The 20,372-nt window shown below is 68.2% G+C and carries 20 protein-coding genes; 13 read left to right on the plus strand and 7 right to left on the minus strand.

Annotation, left to right across the window (positions count from 1 at the left end; genetic code table 11):
* Position 1: 1 nt before the first annotated feature.
* On the plus strand, positions 2–1,129 hold the full coding sequence (locus ACP96_RS07150) for a putative sulfate/molybdate transporter (RefSeq protein WP_050032808.1): 1,128 nt from the start codon (positions 2–4) through the stop codon (positions 1,127–1,129).
* Between the two features lie 395 nt (positions 1,130–1,524).
* Here ACP96_RS07150 and ACP96_RS07155 read toward each other — a convergent pair whose 3' ends face one another.
* Positions 1,525–2,622, minus strand: coding sequence for a pyridoxal-phosphate-dependent aminotransferase family protein (locus ACP96_RS07155; protein WP_050032809.1), 1,098 nt, complete (start codon positions 2,620–2,622; stop codon positions 1,525–1,527).
* A gap of 191 nt (positions 2,623–2,813) precedes the next feature.
* Here ACP96_RS07155 and ACP96_RS07160 point away from each other — a divergent pair, with 191 nt between their 5' ends.
* The 4 genes from ACP96_RS07160 to ACP96_RS07175 all read left to right on the plus strand — a co-directional run bounded on the left by ACP96_RS07160 (position 2,814) and on the right by ACP96_RS07175 (position 6,825).
* On the plus strand, positions 2,814–4,403 hold the full coding sequence (locus tag ACP96_RS07160) for a COG1361 S-layer family protein (protein ID WP_050026985.1): 1,590 nt from the start codon (positions 2,814–2,816) through the stop codon (positions 4,401–4,403).
* Positions 4,393–5,358, plus strand: coding sequence for an ABC transporter ATP-binding protein (locus ACP96_RS07165; protein ID WP_050026982.1), 966 nt, complete (start codon positions 4,393–4,395; stop codon positions 5,356–5,358). The genes ACP96_RS07160 and ACP96_RS07165 overlap by 11 nt, the downstream gene beginning before the upstream one ends.
* The gene (locus ACP96_RS07170) at positions 5,351–6,136 is read left to right on the plus strand and encodes an ABC transporter permease (RefSeq protein WP_050026981.1); all 786 of its coding nucleotides are present in this window, start codon (positions 5,351–5,353) and stop codon (positions 6,134–6,136) included. The genes ACP96_RS07165 and ACP96_RS07170 overlap by 8 nt, the downstream gene beginning before the upstream one ends.
* A gap of 71 nt (positions 6,137–6,207) precedes the next feature.
* Positions 6,208–6,825, plus strand: coding sequence for a hypothetical protein (locus tag ACP96_RS07175; protein WP_050032810.1), 618 nt, complete (start codon positions 6,208–6,210; stop codon positions 6,823–6,825).
* A 46-nt stretch (positions 6,826–6,871) separates the two neighbouring features.
* Here the strand turns inward: ACP96_RS07175 and ACP96_RS07180 are convergent, their stop codons facing one another.
* Positions 6,872–7,669, minus strand: coding sequence for an inositol monophosphatase family protein (locus tag ACP96_RS07180; protein ID WP_050032811.1), 798 nt, complete (start codon positions 7,667–7,669; stop codon positions 6,872–6,874).
* A 120-nt stretch (positions 7,670–7,789) separates the two neighbouring features.
* Between ACP96_RS07180 and ACP96_RS07185 the strand changes: the two genes are divergently transcribed.
* Positions 7,790–8,047: a hypothetical protein gene (locus ACP96_RS07185; RefSeq protein ID WP_050032812.1), complete on the plus strand. Its 258-nt coding sequence runs from the start codon at positions 7,790–7,792 to the stop codon at positions 8,045–8,047.
* A 150-nt stretch (positions 8,048–8,197) separates the two neighbouring features.
* Here ACP96_RS07185 and ACP96_RS07190 read toward each other — a convergent pair whose 3' ends face one another.
* Positions 8,198–8,947 carry a hypothetical protein gene (locus ACP96_RS07190; protein ID WP_050032813.1) on the minus strand — a complete coding sequence of 250 codons (750 nt, stop codon included), beginning with the start codon at positions 8,945–8,947 and terminating at the stop codon, positions 8,198–8,200.
* 534 nt (positions 8,948–9,481) lie between these two features.
* Here ACP96_RS07190 and ACP96_RS07195 point away from each other — a divergent pair.
* Both ACP96_RS07195 and ACP96_RS07200 read left to right on the plus strand, forming a co-directional pair.
* Complete coding sequence (locus ACP96_RS07195; RefSeq protein WP_050032823.1) at positions 9,482–10,069, plus strand: DUF7344 domain-containing protein; 588 nt, start codon at positions 9,482–9,484, stop codon at positions 10,067–10,069.
* Entirely contained in the window at positions 10,066–10,533 is a 468-nt protein-coding gene (locus tag ACP96_RS07200; RefSeq protein ID WP_154020416.1) for a hypothetical protein, read from the plus strand. Before ACP96_RS07195 ends, ACP96_RS07200 begins: the two co-directional genes overlap by 4 nt.
* A 143-nt stretch (positions 10,534–10,676) precedes the next feature.
* Here the strand turns inward: ACP96_RS07200 and ACP96_RS07205 are convergent, their stop codons facing one another.
* The 3 genes from ACP96_RS07205 to priS form a co-directional block, all read right to left on the minus strand.
* Positions 10,677–11,921 carry an MBL fold metallo-hydrolase gene (locus ACP96_RS07205; RefSeq protein WP_050032814.1) on the minus strand — a complete coding sequence of 415 codons (1,245 nt, stop codon included), beginning with the start codon at positions 11,919–11,921 and terminating at the stop codon, positions 10,677–10,679.
* Positions 11,922–11,993: 72 nt separating this feature from the next.
* Positions 11,994–13,058, minus strand: a complete 1,065-nt coding sequence (locus ACP96_RS07210; RefSeq protein ID WP_050032815.1) for a DNA replication complex subunit Gins51 — start codon at positions 13,056–13,058, stop codon at positions 11,994–11,996.
* 10 nt (positions 13,059–13,068) lie between these two features.
* Positions 13,069–14,232, minus strand: coding sequence for a DNA primase small subunit PriS (gene priS, locus ACP96_RS07215; RefSeq protein ID WP_050032816.1), 1,164 nt, complete (start codon positions 14,230–14,232; stop codon positions 13,069–13,071).
* A 471-nt stretch (positions 14,233–14,703) separates the two neighbouring features.
* Here priS and ACP96_RS19155 point away from each other — a divergent pair, with 471 nt between their 5' ends.
* From ACP96_RS19155 to ACP96_RS07225, 3 genes are all read left to right on the plus strand, one after another.
* Positions 14,704–14,850 carry a hypothetical protein gene (locus tag ACP96_RS19155; protein ID WP_200895734.1) on the plus strand — a complete coding sequence of 49 codons (147 nt, stop codon included), beginning with the start codon at positions 14,704–14,706 and terminating at the stop codon, positions 14,848–14,850.
* Between the two features lie 487 nt (positions 14,851–15,337).
* On the plus strand, positions 15,338–15,613 hold the full coding sequence (locus ACP96_RS07220) for a PadR family transcriptional regulator (RefSeq protein WP_050026987.1): 276 nt from the start codon (positions 15,338–15,340) through the stop codon (positions 15,611–15,613).
* 204 nt (positions 15,614–15,817) lie between these two features.
* Complete coding sequence (locus ACP96_RS07225; protein ID WP_050032817.1) at positions 15,818–17,158, plus strand: aminotransferase class III-fold pyridoxal phosphate-dependent enzyme; 1,341 nt, start codon at positions 15,818–15,820, stop codon at positions 17,156–17,158.
* An 18-nt stretch (positions 17,159–17,176) separates the two neighbouring features.
* Here the strand turns inward: ACP96_RS07225 and ACP96_RS07230 are convergent, their stop codons facing one another.
* Positions 17,177–17,812: a non-canonical purine NTP pyrophosphatase gene (locus ACP96_RS07230; protein ID WP_050032818.1), complete on the minus strand. Its 636-nt coding sequence runs from the start codon at positions 17,810–17,812 to the stop codon at positions 17,177–17,179.
* Between the two features lie 200 nt (positions 17,813–18,012).
* Between ACP96_RS07230 and ACP96_RS07235 the strand changes: the two genes are divergently transcribed.
* Together ACP96_RS07235 and ACP96_RS07240 are read left to right on the plus strand one after the other, a co-directional pair.
* Positions 18,013–18,432 (plus strand): SHOCT domain-containing protein, encoded by a 420-nt coding sequence (locus ACP96_RS07235; RefSeq protein ID WP_050032819.1) that lies wholly within the window; start codon positions 18,013–18,015, stop codon positions 18,430–18,432.
* An 82-nt stretch (positions 18,433–18,514) separates the two neighbouring features.
* A complete protein-coding gene (locus tag ACP96_RS07240) occupies positions 18,515–19,840 on the plus strand; it encodes a 5'-deoxyadenosine deaminase (RefSeq protein ID WP_050032820.1) in 1,326 nt (441 codons plus the stop codon).
* Positions 19,841–20,372 lie beyond the last annotated feature (532 nt).

Consider the following 20,372-nt stretch of genomic DNA (forward strand, 5'->3'; position numbering starts at 1 on the left):
CGTGGGAACAGTTCGACGATCGGAGGGGAGGAGCGTCGCGTTCGGGCCGGGAGCGCTCACCGGGGCGATAGGGGATTCGATTACGGTGATCCCGCTGGTCGTCGCGCTCGCGCTGCTGACGGACGTGTCGCTTCCGCACGCGCTCGTCGGGTTCGGGGTCTTTCAGATCGTCTGGGGGGTCCGGTACGGGCTCCCGGTGTCGGTCGAGCCGATGAAGGCGCTCGCGGCGCTGGCGATCGCCGGCGCGCTGACGTACGCGGAGCTCGTGCTCGCCGGGCTCGTGCTCGGCGCGCTCCTCCTCGCGATCGGGCTCACGGGAACGCTCGCGCGGGTCGAGCGCTGGATCGGCGAGCCGGTGATCCGCGGGGTGCAGTTCGCGGTCGGGCTGGTCCTCCTCGAGACCGGGGTCGACCTCGCGCTCGGCGACCCGGTCCTCGCGGCCGCGGGGGTGGCGATCGCCGCGGCGGCCGCGCTCGCCGGCCACGGGAAGGCGAGCGCCCTCGCGGTCGCGGCCGTCGGAATCGCGCTCGCGCTCGTCACCGCCGGGATCCCGGCGCCGCGGTGGCCCGGCGCGCCGCCGGCTCTGTCCCTGCAGGTGCTCTCCGGCGCGGTCACACGGAGCACGGCCGACGGGATCGTCGCCCAGCTCGCGATGACGATCGGCAACGCCGCGCTGGCGACCTCCCTCCTGTTCGCCGACCTGTTCGACGCCGAGGTCACGCCAGACGAGCTGTCGGCGAACATGGGCGCGACGAACCTGATCGCGGTGCCGCTCGGCGCGATCCCGATGTGTCACGGCTGCGACGGGGTCGCCGGCAAGCACGCGTTCGGCGCCCGGACCGGCGGCGCGAACGTCGTCCTCGGCGTCGGCTACCTCGTCGCGGTCCCCTTCGCGACGCCGGCTCTCCTTGACGCGTTCCCGGTGGCGATGCTCGGCGCGCTGCTCGCGATCGTCGCCGTCTCGCTCGCGCGCAACGCCCTCGACTCCGAGAACGTCGCGCTCTCGGTCGCTATCGGCCTCGTCGCGCTAGCGACGAACCTCGGCGTCGCGTTCCTGCTCGGGATCGTCGCGCACCTCGCGTGGGAGCGAGTGAGAGAACGCGACGGCGAGAGCGACGATCGCTTATAAACAACTGCGGTGGCGTGCGCCGGTGAGCGCCCGGAGGGCGCGAACCGCGAGGGACCTTCGGTCCCTCTGGCAGCCGGCGGCGAAGCCGCCGGCGACGCCCGCACGAGGGAGTCGGCGCGGCGCTTAAAAGCGCCGCGCCGACGAGGCTGGGGAGGCGTGAGGTGCGGTTGCGGTGCGGCCGGGTGGGACTCAAAGGGGCAGCCGCGAGGACGAAGACGCGCGACGTAAGGACCGCAAGGAGCGAGCACCGCGAGCGACTGAGGACCGCAGCGAGCGCATCGAGTCCTCGCGGTTGGGGCTTTGGAGATGTTCACTGCCGATCCGCCAGCAACAGTCGCTTATAAACGTCTGAGAGCGTCAAAACCGGACTCATCCACGACCGATCCACCCACTTCTTACAACACGTTCTCCAGCGCGTCCATCGCCTCGTCCACCCGCTCGACCCGCGCGTTGTGTCCCATATGCCCGATCCGCAGGATGTCGTCGGCCAGCCACGTCAACCCCGTCGCGACGAGCACGTCGTGCTCCTCGCGGAGGCCCCTCTGCAACTCCTGAGCCCGCCCGGGCACCTCGAAGGCCGTCACGGTCGGCGAGCTGCGCTCCGGGTCCGGGAACGGCTCCAGCCCCAGCTCCGCGCCGCGCTCGCGACACCGCGCCGCCGCGGTCCGGTGTCGCTGCCGGACCGCGTCGAGCCCCTCGTCGAGCCACAGCCCGAGCGCCGCGTCGAGCGCGACGACCTCGGTCGTGAGGTGGGTGTACGGGAACCCCTCCGAAGTATCGCGCCACGGGAGGAAGTTCGTGTACAGCGAGTGCGGGTCCCGCTCCTCCATCGCCGCCCACGCGCGGTCGCTGATCGCGGCGGTGGTGAGCCCCGGCGGCGCGCTGAAGCACTTCTGGGACGCCCCCAGACACACGTCGATCCGCTCGGTCGGCACCCGGACGCCCCCGAGCGACGAGACGGCGTCGACAACCGTGAGAATCTCACCGTCCGCCTCCTCCAAGAGGTCGAGCGCGGGCCCGAGGTCGTTGAGCGTCCCCGTGGGTGTCTCGCAGTGGACCATCGTCGCGACCTCGAACTCGCGGTCGTCGTCGTTGAGGACCGACTCCAGCTCCGCGAGCGGAAGCGAATCGTCGTAGTCGGTCGACACCAGCGTCGCCTCGCCGCCGTAGTCCGCGACGAAGTCGGCGAAGCCGTCGCCGTAGAGCCCGTTCGAGAGGCACAACACCTCGGTCCCGGGCTCGACCAGCGAGGCGATCGCGGCCTCCAGCCCCAGGATCCCCTCGCCGCCGGGAACGACGACGTCGCGGGTCGCCGCCGCGGAGCCGTCCCGAGCGTCGCCGGCCGGATCGATCCCGTACATCCTTGCCAGCCGGTCGGTCAGCCGGTCGTAGATCCGGTGGAACTCGGGGTCCACGTCTGGGTTGATCAGCTCGCGGCTCATCGCGTCGCGGACGGAGGCGGGGACCGCGGTCGGCCCCGGCGTCATGAGCATACGCCGTCACTCGCGTCCAGCGGCATAAGGGCGCTGCCCCGGTACCGTCGGAGTCCGTCGGCCGCCGTGACCACGAGTAAGTATATGAACCATCAAATATATTTTGAGATATGTTACGAAGTTCCCGTTACCCCTCGCAGTCGTGCCATCCCGTCGACGGGCGCGAAGCGATCGAGGGTCGGGGGGCGTGAATGTCCCGACGATCTCTCGCCCTGCTCGCGGCGGTCGCGCTCCTCGTCGGCGCGTTCGCCGGGCTCGCCGTCGCTCAGGAGGAGCCCCCGTTCGTCCGCGGGGAGCCCGACCTGGACGTGTACCTCCCCGACTCGACCGTGTCGCCGGGGACGGCGTCGGATCTCACGGTACAGATCGCGAACGACGGCGACGTGCAAGCGGGGACTGACCTCCGGAGGGACACCGTCACGACCGCGCGGAGCGTCGTGATCGACGTTGAGAGCGATGACTCGCCGCTCGTGGTCGAGACGAACCAGTTCGCCGTCGGGTCGATCGGAGGCGGTGCGGTCCGCGAGGTCCCCGTCTCGGTGACGGTCCCCGCCGACGCAGAGCCGGGAACGTATTCGCTCGACGTGCGACTCCGATACTCGCACACGTACCTCTCGGCGCCGCGGAGCGGAGTCGTACAGGACCGATCGCGGACGCGGACCGAGTCGATCTCGGTGACCGTCGACGACAGCCCCCGGTTCGCGATACGGACGGTCGACACGAACGTGCAGGTCGGCGGCTCCGGAACGCTCGCGGCGAACGTCACCAACCTCGGCGGAGAGGTCGCCCGAGACCTGTCGGTCGAGCTCGTCGCGAACGGCCCTGATCTCACGCTCGGACAGTCGGGACGGAACACCGCTCGGCTCGACCGACTCGACCCCGGGGAGAACGCGACGGTCAACTTCCCGGCGAGCGTCCGCGCGGACGCCGCCGCGAAGTCGTTCGATCTCACCGGTACCGTCCGGTACACCGACGTGGAGGGCATTCGCGACGCCGACGAGGGGATACCGGTCGGGATCCGACCGCTCGCCGAGCAGTCGTTCTCGGTCGAGGTCGACGACTCCGACCTCCGCGTCGGCGAGAACGGAAGCGTCAGAGGGACGATCCGTAACGACGGTCCGACTGACGTTCAGGGGGTCGTTCTCGCGGTCGGCGACGGGGCGTTCGTCCCCCGCAGCCAGCGGTACGCCGTCGGCGACCTCGCCGCGGGCGAGAACGCCACCTTCCGGTTCAGCGGCGAGGTCCCCGCGAACGCCGACTCGGTCCCTCAGCAGTTGATCTTCTCGACCAGCTATCGGAGCGTCGTCGACACCGAACGGACGACCCGGGAGGCGGTGCGCGTCCCCGTCGCCGAACGGAGGGACGCGGTGACGGTGTCCCCGGTCGACCCGCGGTTCGAGGCCGGCGAAGACGACGTGTTGCGGCTCAACGTGACGAACCGCCGCGATGTCGAGCTCCGAGACGTCGAGCTGCGCCTCGCCGTCGACCAGCCCTTAGAGAGCGAGTTCCGAACGACCGTGATCCCGTCGCTGGCCCCCGGAGAGACGGGGCAGGTCGCGTTCGATCTCACGGTCGACGGCGGCGCGCCGGCGAGTCGATACCCGGCGAGCGTCGAAATCGCGTTCACCGATCCCGCCGGGGTCCGCGTCACGGGTGACTCCGCGACGGTCGCCGCATCGGTCACCGAGTCGTCCGGCGGCGAGATCCCGATCGAGGCGGTCGTGTTGACCGTCCTCCTGTTCCTCGTCGCCGCCGGAGCGTGGTGGTTCTATGTCCGATGACCCCGAACACCCCCTCGTCGTCGAGGAACTCACGAAGGACTACGGGAGCGTGGTGGCGAACGACACCGTCTCGTTCACCGTGAACGGAGGGGAGGTGTTCGGCTTCCTCGGACCCAACGGTGCCGGAAAGTCGACGACGATACGAATGCTTCTGGGACTGTTGAAGCCCACATCGGGGAGTGCGACGGTTCTCGGGGCCGACATCCGAGACGAGGCCGCGCTGACCGAAGCCAAGCGTCGGATCGGGTACCTTCCTGCGCACCTCGGCTTCGAAGAGGGAGTTACCGGTGAGACGGTGCTCGACTACCACGGCGCGATGAAAGGCGAAGGTCGTCGGGACGAGATGCTAGAACTGTTCACACCACCGATCGAGCGGCCGATACGGGAGTACTCGACCGGAAACAAGCGGATGCTCGGACTGGTGCAGGCGTTCATGCACGATCCCGACCTCGTGATCATGGACGAGCCCACCGCCGGACTCGATCCGCTCAAACAGGAGGCGTTCAACGAGTTCATCCGAGACGAGCGCGACCGCGGCACGACCGTGTTCTTTTCCTCGCACGTGTTGAGCGAAGTGCGCCGGGTCTGCGACCGCGTCGGCATCCTCCGGGCCGGCTCCCTCGTCGAACTCGAGAACGTCGAAGCCCTGCTCCACCGGAGCGGAAAGCACGTGCGAGTTCATGCGAGCGACGCGGCGGTCGCCGAAATAACCGCTCTCGACGGCGTCGTCGGACCCGAACGGTTCGCCGAGGGCGTCCAGTTCATCTACGCCGGTGACGTCAACGCACTTCTCCGCGAACTCGCGACCCACGATATTCGCGATGTGGAGCTCGGCGAACCCCCGATAGAGGACGTGTTTACTCACTACTACGGGAGCAGAGAGGAGGCAGACGAAGGGGACAGAAGCGAGGAGGCGGCGGACCGAACCACCAGAGCGGGGGAGACGGATGTTTGAAACGGTTCGGTACGAGGGGAAACGACGGATCCGCGGCGCTGCGGTTCTCACGGCCGGTATCGGGGCGTACGCCGGATTCATCATCTGGTACTTTACGGTTCTAGAGGACGTCGACTACGAGGAGGTCTTCAACGATCTGCCGCCGGCCATGTTGGAGGCGTTCGGCATCGAGAGCCTGTCGACGATCGAGGGGTTCCTCGGGGCACAGGTGTTCAACTTCGTCTGGCTACTCGGCCTGGGCCTGTACTTCGCGTACGTCGGCGGCGGCATCGTAGCGAGCGACATCGAGACGGGACGGATGGACATTTTCCTGTCGCTTCCGGTTACGCGAGCCCGGCTCCTCGTCGAGAAGTTCGGCGCGCTGCTCGTTCCCATGCTCGCCGTCAACGCCCTCGGGGGACCGATCATCTATCTGTTCGTCGTCGCTGTCGGGGAGACGATCCCCCTCGACCACCTGCTCCTCGCGCACCTGCTATCGATACCGTTCCTGCTCGTCTGTGCGGGGATCGGCCTCGTGTTCTCGGTCGCCGTCGATCGCGCGGCGATCGCAGAGCGAGGGGCCGTCGGCACCGTCTTCGTCCTGTACCTCCTCGAGTCTGTCGTCGGCGGCGCCGAGGCGTACGACTGGATTCAGTACCTGAGTCCGACGCAGTACTACGAACCGACGCCGGTCCTGATCGACGGCTCTTTCGAGCCGATCGACTCGGCCATTCTGCTCGTCGCGTTTGCTGGGCTGCTTATGCTCTCACAGGCACTGTTCGAGTGCCGAGACGTGTGAGGCCCGCCGGTCCCTTGGTGTTGACCTCCCCGCCGATACGTTAATACGGTTCTGTCGCCTCAGTTACGACGATGATGCTTCCGACCCACGTGCTCGGCGGGATGCTGCTCGCCGCGCCGTTGGTGCGCGTGGCCCCGGAGCTGGCGCCGATCGGCTTCGTCGCCGGCTTCCTCGGTGGGCTCTTCCCGGACCTCGACATGTACGTCGGCCACCGGAAGACCCTCCACTTCCCCGTGTACTACGGCCTGTTCGCGGCGCTCGCCCTCCTCGCGGCACTGGTCGCGCCGTCGGCGGCGACCGTCGGCGCCGCCCTGTTCCTCCTCGGCGCGGCCCTCCACAGCGTCGCCGACATGTACGGCGGCGGGTTGGAGCTGCGCCCGTGGGAGGGGAACTCCGACCGCGCCGTGTACGACCACTACCGCGGGACGTGGGTCGCCCCGCGGCGGCTCGTGCGGTACGACGGCGCGGTCGAGGACCTCGCGCTGTCGGTCGGGCTGTCGCTTCCTCTCCTGATCCTACTCGACGGTCCGCTCCGACAGATCGTTCTCGGCACACTCCTCGTCGCGGCCGTGTACACGGTGACCCGCCGGTACCTCGCGGAGCTCGCGGCGCAGATCGCCCCCTACGCCCCGAACGCGCTGTCGCCGTACCTCCCGGACCGGTACGTCGACGACGACACGAGGCGGTAGGGGTCGGAAGCGGCCGCCCGCTACCACGCGCCCTCAGTCGGTTCCGTCAGTCAGACCCGTCGATCGCGCGCGCCGCCGCGAGCACCTCGCCGTGGAGGTCTCCGTTCGAGACGACGAGCCCGGTCGAGTCGTGTCGCCAGCGATTCCCCTCCAGATCCGTTGCTTTCCCACCGGCCTGTCGGACCATGAACACGCCAGCGACGGAGTCCCACGGGTTCGCCCGCAGGTTCGAGACCGTCCCCTCCAGCCCGCCCGCGGCGACGGTCGGGAGTACGATCTGCGCGGCGCCGAGGCGTCGCAGGTCGCTGAACCGCCGGACGATCGCCTCGCAGGCGGCGGCGTACTCGTCGCGGGAGTCGTGGTCCCACCACAGCGTCGGGTCGACCGTGGCTCGCCGTGGGTCCGACACGTCGCTGACGCGCATCGGTTCCCCGTTGCGGTACGCGCCGTCGGCGTCGGCCGTGTAGGCGTCGCCCAACGCGGGCGCGACGGTGGCCGCGGCGACCGGCTCGCCGTCGACGACCGCCGCGACCGCGGTCCCCCACACGCGGATGTCCCGGACGTAGTTGTGGGTGCCGTCGATCGGGTCGATCACCCATGCGGCGCCTTCCTCAGGGACAGTCTTGCGCTCGTCCTCTTCCTCGCCCACGACCGCGTCGTCCGGGAACGTCTCGCGGATCTCGTCGATCACGGTGCGCTGGGCCGCGCGGTCCGCCTCCGTCACCACGTCGTCCTCGCCTTTGGTCTCGACCGCGATGTCGCTCCGGAACCGCTCGTTCGCGACCCGCGCGCCGGCTCGCGCCGCGCGCTCGGCGACGGCGGCGCGATCGTCTGCATCAGCCATACCCGCGATCCGGCCGCCGGACGCGTATAAACGTCGATCCCGCGAGCGACAGGTCGGTAAATGATTAACTCAATTCCGAATCCGAGTATACTTAAGTAGGTCTGGGACAGACGGGTGTGTATGGAACCAGAGGAAGCGGTTCGCCAGCTCGAGTACGCTATCGACGCCTCGCTCGACGAGACCGGACAGCGCACGGCCGCCACCTACCGCCCGACCTTCGAGCGCGTCGCCGACCGCGCCGACGGTGGCGCCGTGTACGCGCTCGCCGGGGCGCTGGCCGACGAGGTCGTCGCGGGCGACCGGCCGACGCCGGCCGAGGCGAACGCGACCGCCGAGCGCGTGCTCGACGACTGGGCGTACACCGACGGCGGGGCGTAGACGGCGGATCGACGGTTATTACGGTACTAAACGTCCAATTTTAGCGAACATCCTATTCTGACAGCTGTTGACCCAGCGGTAGCTGTCAATGCCGGTCGACAGTAGCTCACCGCGTGAAAAATCCCAGCGAACGACGTTGCGGATGTTGATCTACTCGACGCCCTGCTCTGCGGCCGCGTTCGCGTTGATGACGAGGCTTCCGTCCAGAATCTGTTCACCGGTCGTGTCTTTGTCCGTCGTATCGACTTGGAGCGACACGTACACCGCTTCCCCGGAGGGGATCGACTCGCCCTGTCCAGGCGATCCACTCCCGGAGTCGCCGGGGTTTCCGTCGTTGAAGCTGAGCGCCTCAAGTGGCTGCGTCTGCTTGACGGTCGGATCCGCGAGGTCGATCGCGCTGGTGGCGGTCGCCGAGTCAACCTTACTCGGCGAATCGTCGGACGAAGAATCGTTGATATCGGACGCCGCACCCTGGAGGTACAATGTTGCTCCGGCGTCGGACTGGGTTTCGCTATCGTCGTCGAGGACGTAACCGATCTCCAGGTCGATCGTGCTATCGGTCTGGTTTCTGACGACGAAGGCGGACTGATCGATGCCGTCCCCGGCGACGTAGGGGCGTCCGTCGCCTGCTGCCGGGTAACCGGCCGTGTCGTCGTCGTAGATGCTCTCGAAGTCGCTCGGGAGGCCGTCACCCTGCGCGTCATCGTTCATCGCGCCGACCTGGTACTTCGCGTTGTCGTTCACCCCTTGACCTCCTTCATCCGAGGTAAAGTCGATTTCCAAGTCACCGCTGTTCGTCCCGACGATCTCGCCGACACCACGACCGTCACCGACCTCAAGCGCGACCAAGGCATTGGAGTCGTCGACGACGGAGAGGGTTCCGTCCCGTTCTGCAGTCATCGATGAGAACGCTCCCGGACCCACCGCAGCCGCGCTTCCTGAAGCCAATGCACCCAGACCGATCACGAATTTGCGTCGTTCCATATCGTATCTCACCTGTGTTCACGCACCCCCGCAACCCGGACGTCCGAGCCGGGAGCGCTCGGATAATTCATACGGGGGGTGATACTTCGTTATGATATTCTCGACACGTTCGCGTGCCGCTCTCGATATGTGACGTGGTCGGATCGATATGTCGTGAGCGCTTCTCGTCATTGGTATCGAGCCAACCCTGAATCCGACGTGAAGGCCCTGTAATACGCTATTAGATTTTCCGCAGTCTCGCAACGACACCCTAAAAACCGACAATCGAGTCCCGTTACGGTATAATTTCGTCTTCGGAAGCAACGATCCGACCGTATTCTTATCATATTACACAACATAACAAGTTAAATATCCTACCTATTTATGTTAGATAGCCGCACACGCTACACTCGAATATCGCCGGGTTTGGGAGGGGAGTCCCCCGGCGGGGGAACCAGGGTGCTCACATCGATGCTATCTACCGCTGTCACGACGGACGAATCGAGCCGAAACGGAGGTGAACTGTCCGAGGAGGAGGTCTTCGAGGTGCTGTCGAACAGGCGACGACGGTTCGTCATCCACGCGCTCAAGCGCGCGGAGGGCCCGGTCGACGTCTCGGAGCTCTCCACGCACGTCACCGCGTGGGAGCGCGACGTCGACCCGGACGAGGTCCGGTACGAGGACCGCCGGAACGTGTACAGCACGCTCCAGCGCACGCACCTACCGAAGCTGGAGGAGAAGAACGTGGTGACGGTCAACAAGGAGACGAACCTCGTCGCGCCGACGGCTGAGCTGGAGGAGCTCGACATCTACGTCGAAGTGCTCCGCAGCCGGGAGATTCCGTGGAGCCTCTACTACGTCGGGCTGGCGGGACTCGCCGTCTCCCTCCTGCTCGCCGTCGCCACCGGGACCCCGGGGTTCGCCGCGCTCGAGCCGGTCGACGTAGGGATGTTTACCGCCACCGCCTTCGGCATCTCCGCCGCCGCCCATCACGTCATCGGGCGCCGAATGCGCCTCGGTAACTCCGAGAAACCACCCGAACTCCGCAAACGCGAATGAGCACGTCCAACCGGTCGCCGCCGGCCCGCATGAGCGCCCTGCGGACGCTGAGCCTCGTGCTCGCGTTCACGGCGGCGGTCGGGCTGATCTTCGGCACCGCGGGCTTCTCGGCGATGGAGGCCGACCGCGGGCTCGACGTCAACGTCACCGACGACGAGAGCGCGTACCTCGGCTACAAGGTGACCGACGAGACCGAAACGATCAACAACTCCACCACCGTCACCGCCGAAGCGGAGTACCACAACCAGTTCAGCGGCGAACTCACCCTCGACGTCAGAGTGGAAGTCAACGGAGAGCATCGGAAGAACGAGAGCGCTACGCTCGGACAGGGAGAGGCGACACGGATCGAGGTCACGGAGTCCTGTTCGGCCGGCGAGACGGTCGACTTCAGCTTCGTGGCGACCGGAAACGGCTCGGGAGTCAACGTCTCGCTGGAACGCACCCACTCCGTGCCGTGTGAGTAGCGGGGGAGTTCCAGGAACTCGACCTCCGCGACTGACACCGCGTCCGTCGACGCGAGTGGGCTCACGACCGTGACGTGATCTCTACCGTTCTCGAACCGCTTCCCGCATCGAACCCGCCCTTGGCGACGTTCTCCCTCTGATCGTCAGAGGTCAACCCGCGCTCCCAACTCCGGCGCGCTCGCATCGAACCCGTCTGCCCGGAGGTCCTCGGCGAACGCCTCGCAGCGGTCGCCGTGGTTCACGAGCACACGCGCCCCGCGGTAGGGCTCCAAGAACGCCTCCAACCCCCCGCGGTCGGCGTGCGCGGAGAAGTCGAACGACTCGACCCGCGCGCTCACGGGACGCACCGTCCCGTTGATCGCCAGCCGCCCGCGGTCCTGGAGCTCGCGACCGGGCGTCCCCTCGACCTGGTACCCCGTCAGCGTCACCATGTTCGTCGGACTCCCGCGGATCTCCGGGAGGTACGAGTGAACCGGTCCCCCGGCGAGCATCCCCGAGGTGGTGACGATCAGCTCGTTGTCGCCGGCGATCCGCTCGCGCTGACCGTCGCGGCCCGTCACGAAGCGCGCGGCGCCAGTCGCCCGGCGGAGCGCCTCCGGATCGCGCAGGAACTCGGGGTGTCGGCGGACCAGCCGCGTCACCTCGACGCCCATCCCGTCGACGTAGGGGGTCAGGTCGTTGGCCTCGGCGACGAGGGTGAGCTCCTGCGTCCGGCCGATCGCGAACGCGGGCGCGACGACGGTTCCGCCCTCCCAGATCGTCGTCCTCACGCGCTCCACCCAGCGATCCTCGACGGCGCGGCGGTCCTCGTGGGCCACGTCCGCGTACGTCGACTCGCAGATCACGGCGTCGGCGGCGGGTCTGGCAGTCGTGCCCGAGACGAGCCGCTGGTCGTCGGTGTGGAAGTCGCCGGTGTAGAGGAGGGCAGTGTCGCCATCGTCCACCAACACGTGCGCCGACCCCGGAATGTGGCCCGCATTGAACAGCGTCACCTCGTAGGCGGTCCCACCCGCCTCGACGACGAACGGCTCCCGGTAGGCGTGACGTTCCTCGACCTCGCCGAGCCGCGCGACGTGCTCCTCAGAGAAGGGACAAAGGGGGCTGTTGCCGTGGAGCTTCAGGGTGTCGCGCGCCAGCACTCGCGCGAGCGCCGCGGTCGGCGGCGTCCAGTGAACCGGCGGTCGCCGGTCACCCTTTAACAGGGCCGGCACCGCGCCGACGTGGTCGAGGTGGCCGTGCGAGACCACCACGGCGTCGGGTTCGGGGTCGCGGAGGGGGTACTGCGGGGGGTCCGCGGTCAGCAGGCCGTAGTCGATGAGGAGCGCGTCGTCGACGAGCACCGCGCTCCGACCCACCTCGCGGGCGCCGCCGAGGAACTCGACCTCCATGCCAGAAACGACTCGTCCGCGGCGTTAGTGCTCGTCGGTCCGGGCGTCGACAGAAGCCGTCAAGCAACGGCCTCAGTCGAGCCGCTCCGCGGCGTCCTGCTGGACCAGCGGGTCCGCGTTCTCGGCGGGGAGAGTCACGACGTCCTCGCTGGCGAGGTCGTACTCCCGCTCGTCGACGCCGAAGATCGCGCCCACGTCTCGGGTGATCCTGACCGTGGCGCGGTCGGTGGCGTCGTCGCCGGACTCCCCGTCGGTCGCGAGCGCGTCGCCGGACGACGGCGGATCTTCGTCCCCGGTCGTCGCAGCTTCTTCGTCCGAATCCGCGTCTGGCGCTCCGGGTGGAGCCGGCTCCGGTGGAATCTCGGTCGGGCCGTCCGACGCGGTCGGAGCGTCTCCGCCGGTCGGATCCTCGGCGGGCCGCGACCCGCCGTCGGTCGTGGCGTCAAGCGCGTCGGCCACCTCCTCGTCCGAACCGCCCATGGCGCCCGCGAGCGCGTCGGCGCTCCCCTCGGCCTCCGCGCTCCCCGCACTCCCGCCGTCGTCCCCGTGTGGCGTCGTTTCGGTCGGGCGTTCCGTCGGGGGGTCGGGGTCCGGCGCGGGCGGCGCCGGGTCCGCGGTGGAGTCCTCGTCCGGCGACGGAGGCGCGTCTATCGGGCTCGTCGCGTCAGCCGCGGCCGCCTCATCGAGCGCGTCGTCGACCGGCCCTTCCGCTTCCGGCCCTGTCCCCGCGTCGGCTGACCCCGGGGGCGCCTCGCCGGCGAGCACGTCGAGCACGCGCGACTTGTTCTCAGTGATCCGGTCGACGAGGTCGTCGAACAGCCGTCGCTCTTCGGTGGTCATGCCGTCGGCGTCGACCGGCATGTCCGCCGCCGCGAACGACGCGAGCTTGACGACCTTGCCGACGCGGCGCTCGTATAACGCCTCCGCGACCTCCTCAGCGGTCTCGACCTCGTCGGACATCCGCCGCACGTCGTCGTCGGAGAACGGCTTGTCGACCTGCTCGGCGCGGCGGTCACGGGCCGCGCGCAGGTCGGCGACGTAGGCGGCGACGTCGTCGTAGAAGGAGTCCCGCAGGTGCTGGAGGCTGTCCTTGCGGCGTTCCTTCGCTTGGGCCGATCTGAGCTCGTCGAGTTTCATTTGTCGTCCGTCATCGTTCGGGAGCTTTCCGCGCCTCGCCGCGGGCCATGAGGAAGACCCCCGCGAACTCAGGCACGGTGTTTCTGCCGGGTTCAACTCTAACGCGCTCGCCGTTTAATTCTACCGTCCGATCGGCGTCGGTCTCGATCCGGATCTCGCGGCCGACGAACCGGTCCGGGACCGCGTCGCGGAGCGGGTCGAAGTCGCCGAGATCGCCGCGCTCGATCGGCGTGACGACGAGCCCGGAGCCGCCGTGAAGCGTGCCCGGCAGCCGGATGAGCCGCCGCGTGTCGGTGGTGACGGGCTCGTCGATCGGCGCGGTGTCGGTCGCGGTCACGCGCGCGGCGAGCGCGGAGACGAGCCGGCGGACGCCGGGGCCGCCGGCCTCGACGTTGCCCTCGCGGACCGCGGTCGGGTTGCGGTCGAACGCGCCGAGGATCGTCTTCGCGCCTTTCTCACCGATCCCGTCGAACTTCATGAGCCGCTCGCGGGCCTCCTCGTCGTCCATGTCGCGGAGGTCGTCGGCGTACTCGACGAGCGCCTCGTGGACGCGCGCGCCCCAGCCGCCCTCGGTCCGGAGGACGCGTTTGGTCGTGCCGCGATCGGAGACCGTCCGGATCAGTCCCTCGGTGTCGAGGTCGATCGCGCGGACGTAGTCGACGATCTCGCGGCGCGCGTCGCTGTTCAGCTCCCGGACGCTCTCGTCGCGGACGTGGACGTGGTACCCCCGTCCGCCGGAGAAGACGACGGTGAGGTCGTCGAACGCGAAGTCGTCGTCGAGGAAGTCAAGCAGGCGCAGGAGGGCCTCTTTGCACTCGGCGAGCATCTCGGGGTACGAAGTGGTCTCCGGGTCGACGCCGGGGAGGTGGTCGGCGTCGAGGTCGAAGACGAGGTCGGCGGAGCGCCACCCCTTCTGCGACATCGTCGACGCGCCGGGGTCGTCGTAGCGGGCGGCCGAGAAGTACGCGTGCCGGGGCGCGTTGTCCGCGAAGAACGTGTCCACGTCGCCCAGGTCGTACAGCGACTGGTGCCGGAGCATCGTCGTGCCCGACCCGGGGGTCCACGGGATGTGGCCCCACTCGCGGAGGTTCGCGTCCGGCGGGAGCGCCGGCGAGGCCCGGCGGTAGTAGTCGCCGAACCGGCCCTTGAGGTACTCGCGCGTCCGGTCGTCCATCGTCTCATCGGGTACCGGCGGTCGACGTATCAACGTATCGTTCCGGGCGAGCGCGGAGCGCGAGAGGGGACCGCGACGGGAACCACTTATAAAGATCGGGCGGTGGCGTGCGCCTGCGAGCGGGCCATCGGCCCGCGAGCAGCCCGCACGAGGGAGTCGGTCGCCCGGAGCAAAGCGACGGGCGACCGACGAGGCTGGGGAGGCGTGAGGTGCGGGGCGGTTGCGGGGTGGGGCTCAAAGGGGCAGCCGGTGAGGCGGGCGCAGGCAACGTAAGGACCGCAGGGAGTGAGCGAAGCGAGCGACCGAGGAGCGCAGCGAGCGTGCGCCCGCCTCACCGGCTGGGGCTTTGGTGGTGTTCGTCACCGATCCGTGATCGACTACTTATAAACAAACCGTAGGAGCGTATCGAACCCTCACGAGGTAATCGCCCGCGGCCACAACACTATCCCGACCCGAACCGTATCACTCCGTATGCGCTCCGAAGACGAGGTTCGCGAGCAGTACGAGTTCCTCCGCGAGCAGCTCGACGACGAGGAGATGAACCACCGCGGCGTCGAGGAGCTGTTCACCCACTACAAGCGCGCGCTCGGCTGGGTGTTAGAAGAAGAACACATATAGCGCGCGCTCGTTAGGTTTATCAGTCGGTACGCTGTATGGACAGGTGACGCTTCGTCTGGAGGGCCGAAGCGTCAGCGGGGACCAATGGCAGGCCCGACGCGGCTTTTTTGCGCGTCGGGCGTGCCTCTTTCCGACGACCAACGAAATCGAAGAGCGACAGCCCCGTCGCCGCGTGTGGCGTCTGTCGATCGACGCTGCGAGACAGTCGCCGACCCCCACGACGTGCTCTACGGAGACCAGCGAGCGCCTCCGTAGACACCTCCGCGCCGCGCTCTCGATACCGTCCATCGGTCTCCCGAAACGACGAACACCTCAGAGCACAGAAACGAACTCAGAGCGGCTCGGCGGCGGCCGAATCGAAGAGATAATTCCCTGTTGACAGAACGGATCCCGAGGGATATCCGGATTGCGCGGGGATGACAAAGAGATAGACGCAGCATATAACGGTATATTTATTTATTTACAATAGGTATGTACGGGCTGTTGTATGTACGACCTCACAGGTTTCCAGCGTGACCTGCTCTACGTGATCGCCGGTTTAGACGAGCCTCACGGACTCGCTATCAAGGAGGAGCTCGAGGATTACTACGAGAAGGAGATCCACCACGGCCGGCTCTATCCCAACCTCGACACCCTCGTCGAGAAGGGACTCGTCGAGAAGGGACAACGCGACCGGCGCACGAACTACTACACGCTGACCCGCCGCGGGCGACGCGAGATCGACGCGCGGACCGAGTGGGAGTCGCAGTACGTCGACCACTGATCGGCCGACCGCTCCGCGAGACGGTCGGTTCGGCGGTCCGTAGCGATCGATATCGCGCCGCCGCGGCCTCTCTTCCCCGTTCTCTCTCCCCCTTCGTTCACCCGCCTTTTGTCCACCCCGGGCGGTTCGTGCGTTGAGTTGGAGAAACGTCCAACATCGGGCGGATCGCCTTTGCTTTATTCTCCTCGGGAGCCACACACGGCCATGGATCGCGACACCGCCGCGCCCGACGTGGCCGACCTCCCGGGCGACCGCGCGCGGGAGTGGGTGGAGTACCACCACGAGTCGGCCGCGCCGAGCACGTACGTCTACGAGTTCGTCTGGGACCGCACCGCGCCCGCCGAGGGACCGTTCTGTACCGACGTCGACGGCAACGTCCTCATGGACTTCACGAGTCACGTCGCCGCCGCGCCGCTCGGGTACAACAACCCGAAAATTATGGAACCGCTCTCGGAGTTCGACCTGGTCGACCCGCTGAAGATCGCGGGCCAGGACTTCTACGTCGCCGGCGGCGAATCGCCCGGCGACGGGCTCCCCGGCTCGTCCGGGCTGATGGAGCGCCTCACCGAGGTCACCGCGCACTACGACATGGACACCGTCTTCCTCTCGAACTCGGGGGCGGAGGCGGTCGAGAACGCGATCAAGATCGCGTACGACGACTCCGGGGGCGCGAAACACGCGATCACCTTCGACGGCGCGTTCCACGGCCGGACGCTCGGCGCGCTCTCGCTCAACCGCTCGAAGGCCGTCTACCGCCGCGACTTCCCGGAGATAAGCGGCGTCCACGACGCCCCCTTCTGTGACGACCGAACCTGCACCCCCGAGACCTGCTCGTGCGGCTTCTTCGCCGACGGCGTCTCGCAGCTCCGCCGGAAGCTCGATCCGGACCGCGGTCACGTCGACCCGGACGACGTGGCGTACCTCATCATGGAGCCGATACAGGGCGAGGGCGGCTACCGGTTCCCCTCCGACGCGTTCACCGACGAGATCGCCGCCCTCGTCGACGAGCACGACATCACCCTGATCGCCGACGAGATCCAGTCGGGCGTCGGTCGGACCGGCGAGATGTGGGGTTCGGACCACTACGCGCTCGAACCGGACGTGATTTCCAGCGCGAAGGGGCTCCGCGTCGGCGCGACGATCTCCCGGTCAGACGTGTTCCCCGAGGAGAAGAGCCGGCTCTCCTCGACGTGGGGCGCGGGCGACATCATCGCCTCCGCGCAGGGCGCGCTCACGCTCGACGCGATCCGCGAGCACGACCTGCTGGACAACGCCACGGTCCGCGGCAGGCAGTTCAAAGAGACGATGCGCGACGCCGACCTCCCGGGCGTCGACGACGTGCGCGGGAAGGGGCTGATGCTCGCGTTCCAGTTTAACTCGAAGGAGCGCCGGGATGCGGTCATGAAAAACGCGTTCTCTCGGGGCCTGCTCACCCTCTCGTGTGGCCACGACGTACTCCGGGTCCTCCCGCCGCTCGACGTCACCGAGCGCGAGATCGAGCTCGGCTGTGACCTCCTCACGGCGGCGATCGAGGACGCGGCGTAGGACCGACGCTATCGTCTCTTACCGCTCCGCGTACCACTCCGCGAACTTCTCCAACGCGCGGCCGCGGTGCGACACCGCGTTCTTCCGATCGGTGTCCATCTCGGCGAACGTCTCGCCGTCGTGTTCGAAGATCGGGTCGTAGCCGAACCCGCCCTCCCCGCGCGGCGCGACGATCCGGCCGGGGACGTACCCCTCGAACAGCTTGACTGGGAGCGCGTTCTCGTTGCCGTCGGGACTCTCACTGTCCGGCCCCGCCGCGGCGGCCGCGTCGCGGTCCCCGCGGTCGACCGGGTCGGGGCTCGCGGCGAACCCCTCGCCGTCGCAGTAGCCGAGCACGCACCGGAACGCGGCCCGGCGGTCGTCGAGGTCGGCCGCGATGTCGTGGACCCGCTCGACGCCCAGCGTCTCCTCGACGTACGAGGAGTAGGGACCGGGGAAGCCGTCGATCCCCTCGACGAACAGCCCCGCGTCGTCGACGAGCACCGGCTCGCCCGCGTGGCGGTACGCCTCGCGCGCGCCCTGCGCGGCGATCGGGCCGAGCTCCGCGGCCTGAATCTCCGGGTAGTCGAAGTCGAGCCGCTCCACCGAGCCGTCCCGGAGGTAGCGCTCCGCCTCGCGCACCTTCCCGGGGTTCGTCGTCACGTATCTGAGCACGGATCCGGATGCGGGCGGTCGGAACGAATAGCCGTCGGTCCCGGACGAGGGCAGACACGGTGACCCGGCGAGACCGGTGACCCGTAAAATCGGCGACCTGCGAAATCGGCGACCCGGCGAGTTCGCGACCAGTCGAATCCGCGACCCGACGGACGGAGTCTCAGCAGTACGTTTTGTTGGTTCGTCGAACTCTATGCGACATGGCCCTCCCGACGTTCGGAAAGATGCGACTGGCCGGGATCATCTCGGTCCTCTCGTTCGGGCTCACGGCGCTTTTCGCCGTCCTCCTGCCCGGATTCCTCGAAGCGCTGATCCCCGCCACGTTCATCCGCGGGTTCTTCGTGCTCGTCCCGCTGGTACTGCTGATGGGAGACGACTTCCCGCTCGTCGCCTCCGAAGGATCGAACGGGGCGTCGGCCGACGAGCCGGTCTCCGTCGCCGACGACCCGCTGGCGACGCTCCGCGAGCGGTACGCGACCGGCGAGATCGGTGAGGAGGAGTTCGAGCGGAAGCTCGACCGGCTGCTGGAGACCGAGGAGCTGGCGGACCGCGTCGACGCCGGCGACGCGAACCGACGGGAGTCGCCCGACCGTCGCGAGCGCGAGACGGAACTAGAGTAGCAGGCGGCGAGCGACCGTCCGAGGCGGCCCCCGACCCGCGAGGGACACCCTCTTAAGAGTCGACCGTCAGGAACGGACGGACATGCTGATCGCCGGAACCGTCATTGCCGACCCCGAGACCGTGATCCCCGACGGCGCCGTCGTCGTCGAGGGGGAGACGATCGCCGCGGTCGGCGAGGAGACCGCCCTCCGCGACCGCTACCCCGACCACGAGCGACGCAAACTCGACCTCGTCGCGCCCGGACTGGTCGGCGGCCACGTGCACTCGGTGCAGTCGCTCGGTCGCGGGATCGCCGACGACGCCGCCCTCCTCGACTGGCTGTTCGACGCCGTGCTCCCGATGGAGGCCGCGATGGACGCCGACGCGACCCGCGCCGCCGCCGAACTCGGCTACCTCGAGTGCCTCGAATCGGGAACGACCACCGTCGTCGACCACCTGTCGGTGAACCACGCGGCGGAGGCGTTCGAGGCCGCGATCGAGACGGGGATCCGCGCGCGGCTCGGGAAGGTGCTGATGGACAAGGAGTCCCCCGAGGGCCTGCTGGAAGAGACCGACGCCGCGCTCGCCGAGAGCGAGGCCCTCATCGAAGAGTACCACGGCGCCGCCGGCGGCCGGGTACGCTACGCGGTCACCCCCCGCTTTGCGGTCACCTGCTCGGAGGCCTGCCTCCGCGGGTGCCGCGACCTCGCCGACCGCCACGACGGGGTGACGATCCACACCCACGCCAGCGAGAACGAAGACGAGATCGAGACGGTCAAGGCCGACACCGGGAAGCGGAACGTCCGCTGGCTCGACGAGGTCGGCCTGACGGGACCGGACGTGACGCTCGCGCACTGCGTCCACACCGACGAGGCGGAACGCGAGGTGCTCGCCGAGACCGACACGGTCGTCACTCACTGCCCCTCCTCGAACATGAAGCTCGCGAGCGGGATCGCCCCGGTCCAGGACTACCTCGACCGCGGGATCACGGTGGCGCTCGGCAACGACGGGCCGCCCTGCAACAACACGCTCGACCCCTTCACCGAGATGCGACAGGCGAGCCTGCTCGGGAAGGTCGACGCCCGTGACCCGACCCGGCTCCCGGCCCCGACCGTACTGGAGATGGCGACGACGAACGGCGCGCGCGCCGCCGGCTTCGACCGCCTCGGCACCCTCCGGGAGGGCCAGCGCGCGGACGTGATCGGGATCACGACCGACCTGACCCGCGCCACCCCGCTCCACGACCCGCTCTCGCATCTGGTGTACGCCGCCCACGGCGACGACGTGACCTTCACGATGGTCGACGGGAAGATCCGGTACGACGACGGCGAGCACGTCGGGACCGACGCCGACGCGGTCCGCGAGCGCGCCACGCGCCACGCGAAGCGCGTCGTCGATGAGGCGGGTATCGAAATGGCGGGATTTTGAGGCGACAACTCCTTATAAACCGATCTGCGGTGGCGTGCGCCTGCGAGCGCCCGCAGGGCGCGAGCAGACCGCACGAGGGAGCCCGCGACGGCGCTTATGAGCGCCGTCGCGGCGAGGCTGGGGAGGCGTGAGGCTGCGGTTGCGGTGCGGGCGGGTCGGACTCAAAGGGGCAGTCGCGAGGACGAAGGCGGCCACAGTGAAGCACCGCAAGGAAGGAGCGTAAGCGACTGACTGAGGAGCGCAGCAAGGCCACCGAGTCGTCGCGGCTGGGGCTTTGAAGGCGTGTCGTCGATCCGGTGTCAGCGACTTATAAATGAGCGGCAGCGAGGAGATTCGCACTTCTGGAAGTCGGCGGCTCCGCCGCCGGCAACTGGGGCTTTAGAGCGGTTTCCACCGATCTGCCGCCAACAACCATTTATAAGCGAACACCAACTCTGCGGTCGATCGACCTCACGACGACCTCCACCACTTAAAAAAAAACGAACAGCAATACCACCCGAAACCCCACCACCGCCACACCAATCATGCGGGC

Origin of the sequence: Halorubrum halophilum (assembly GCF_000739595.1) — an archaeon.
Taxonomy (GTDB): domain Archaea; phylum Halobacteriota; class Halobacteria; order Halobacteriales; family Haloferacaceae; genus Halorubrum; species Halorubrum halophilum.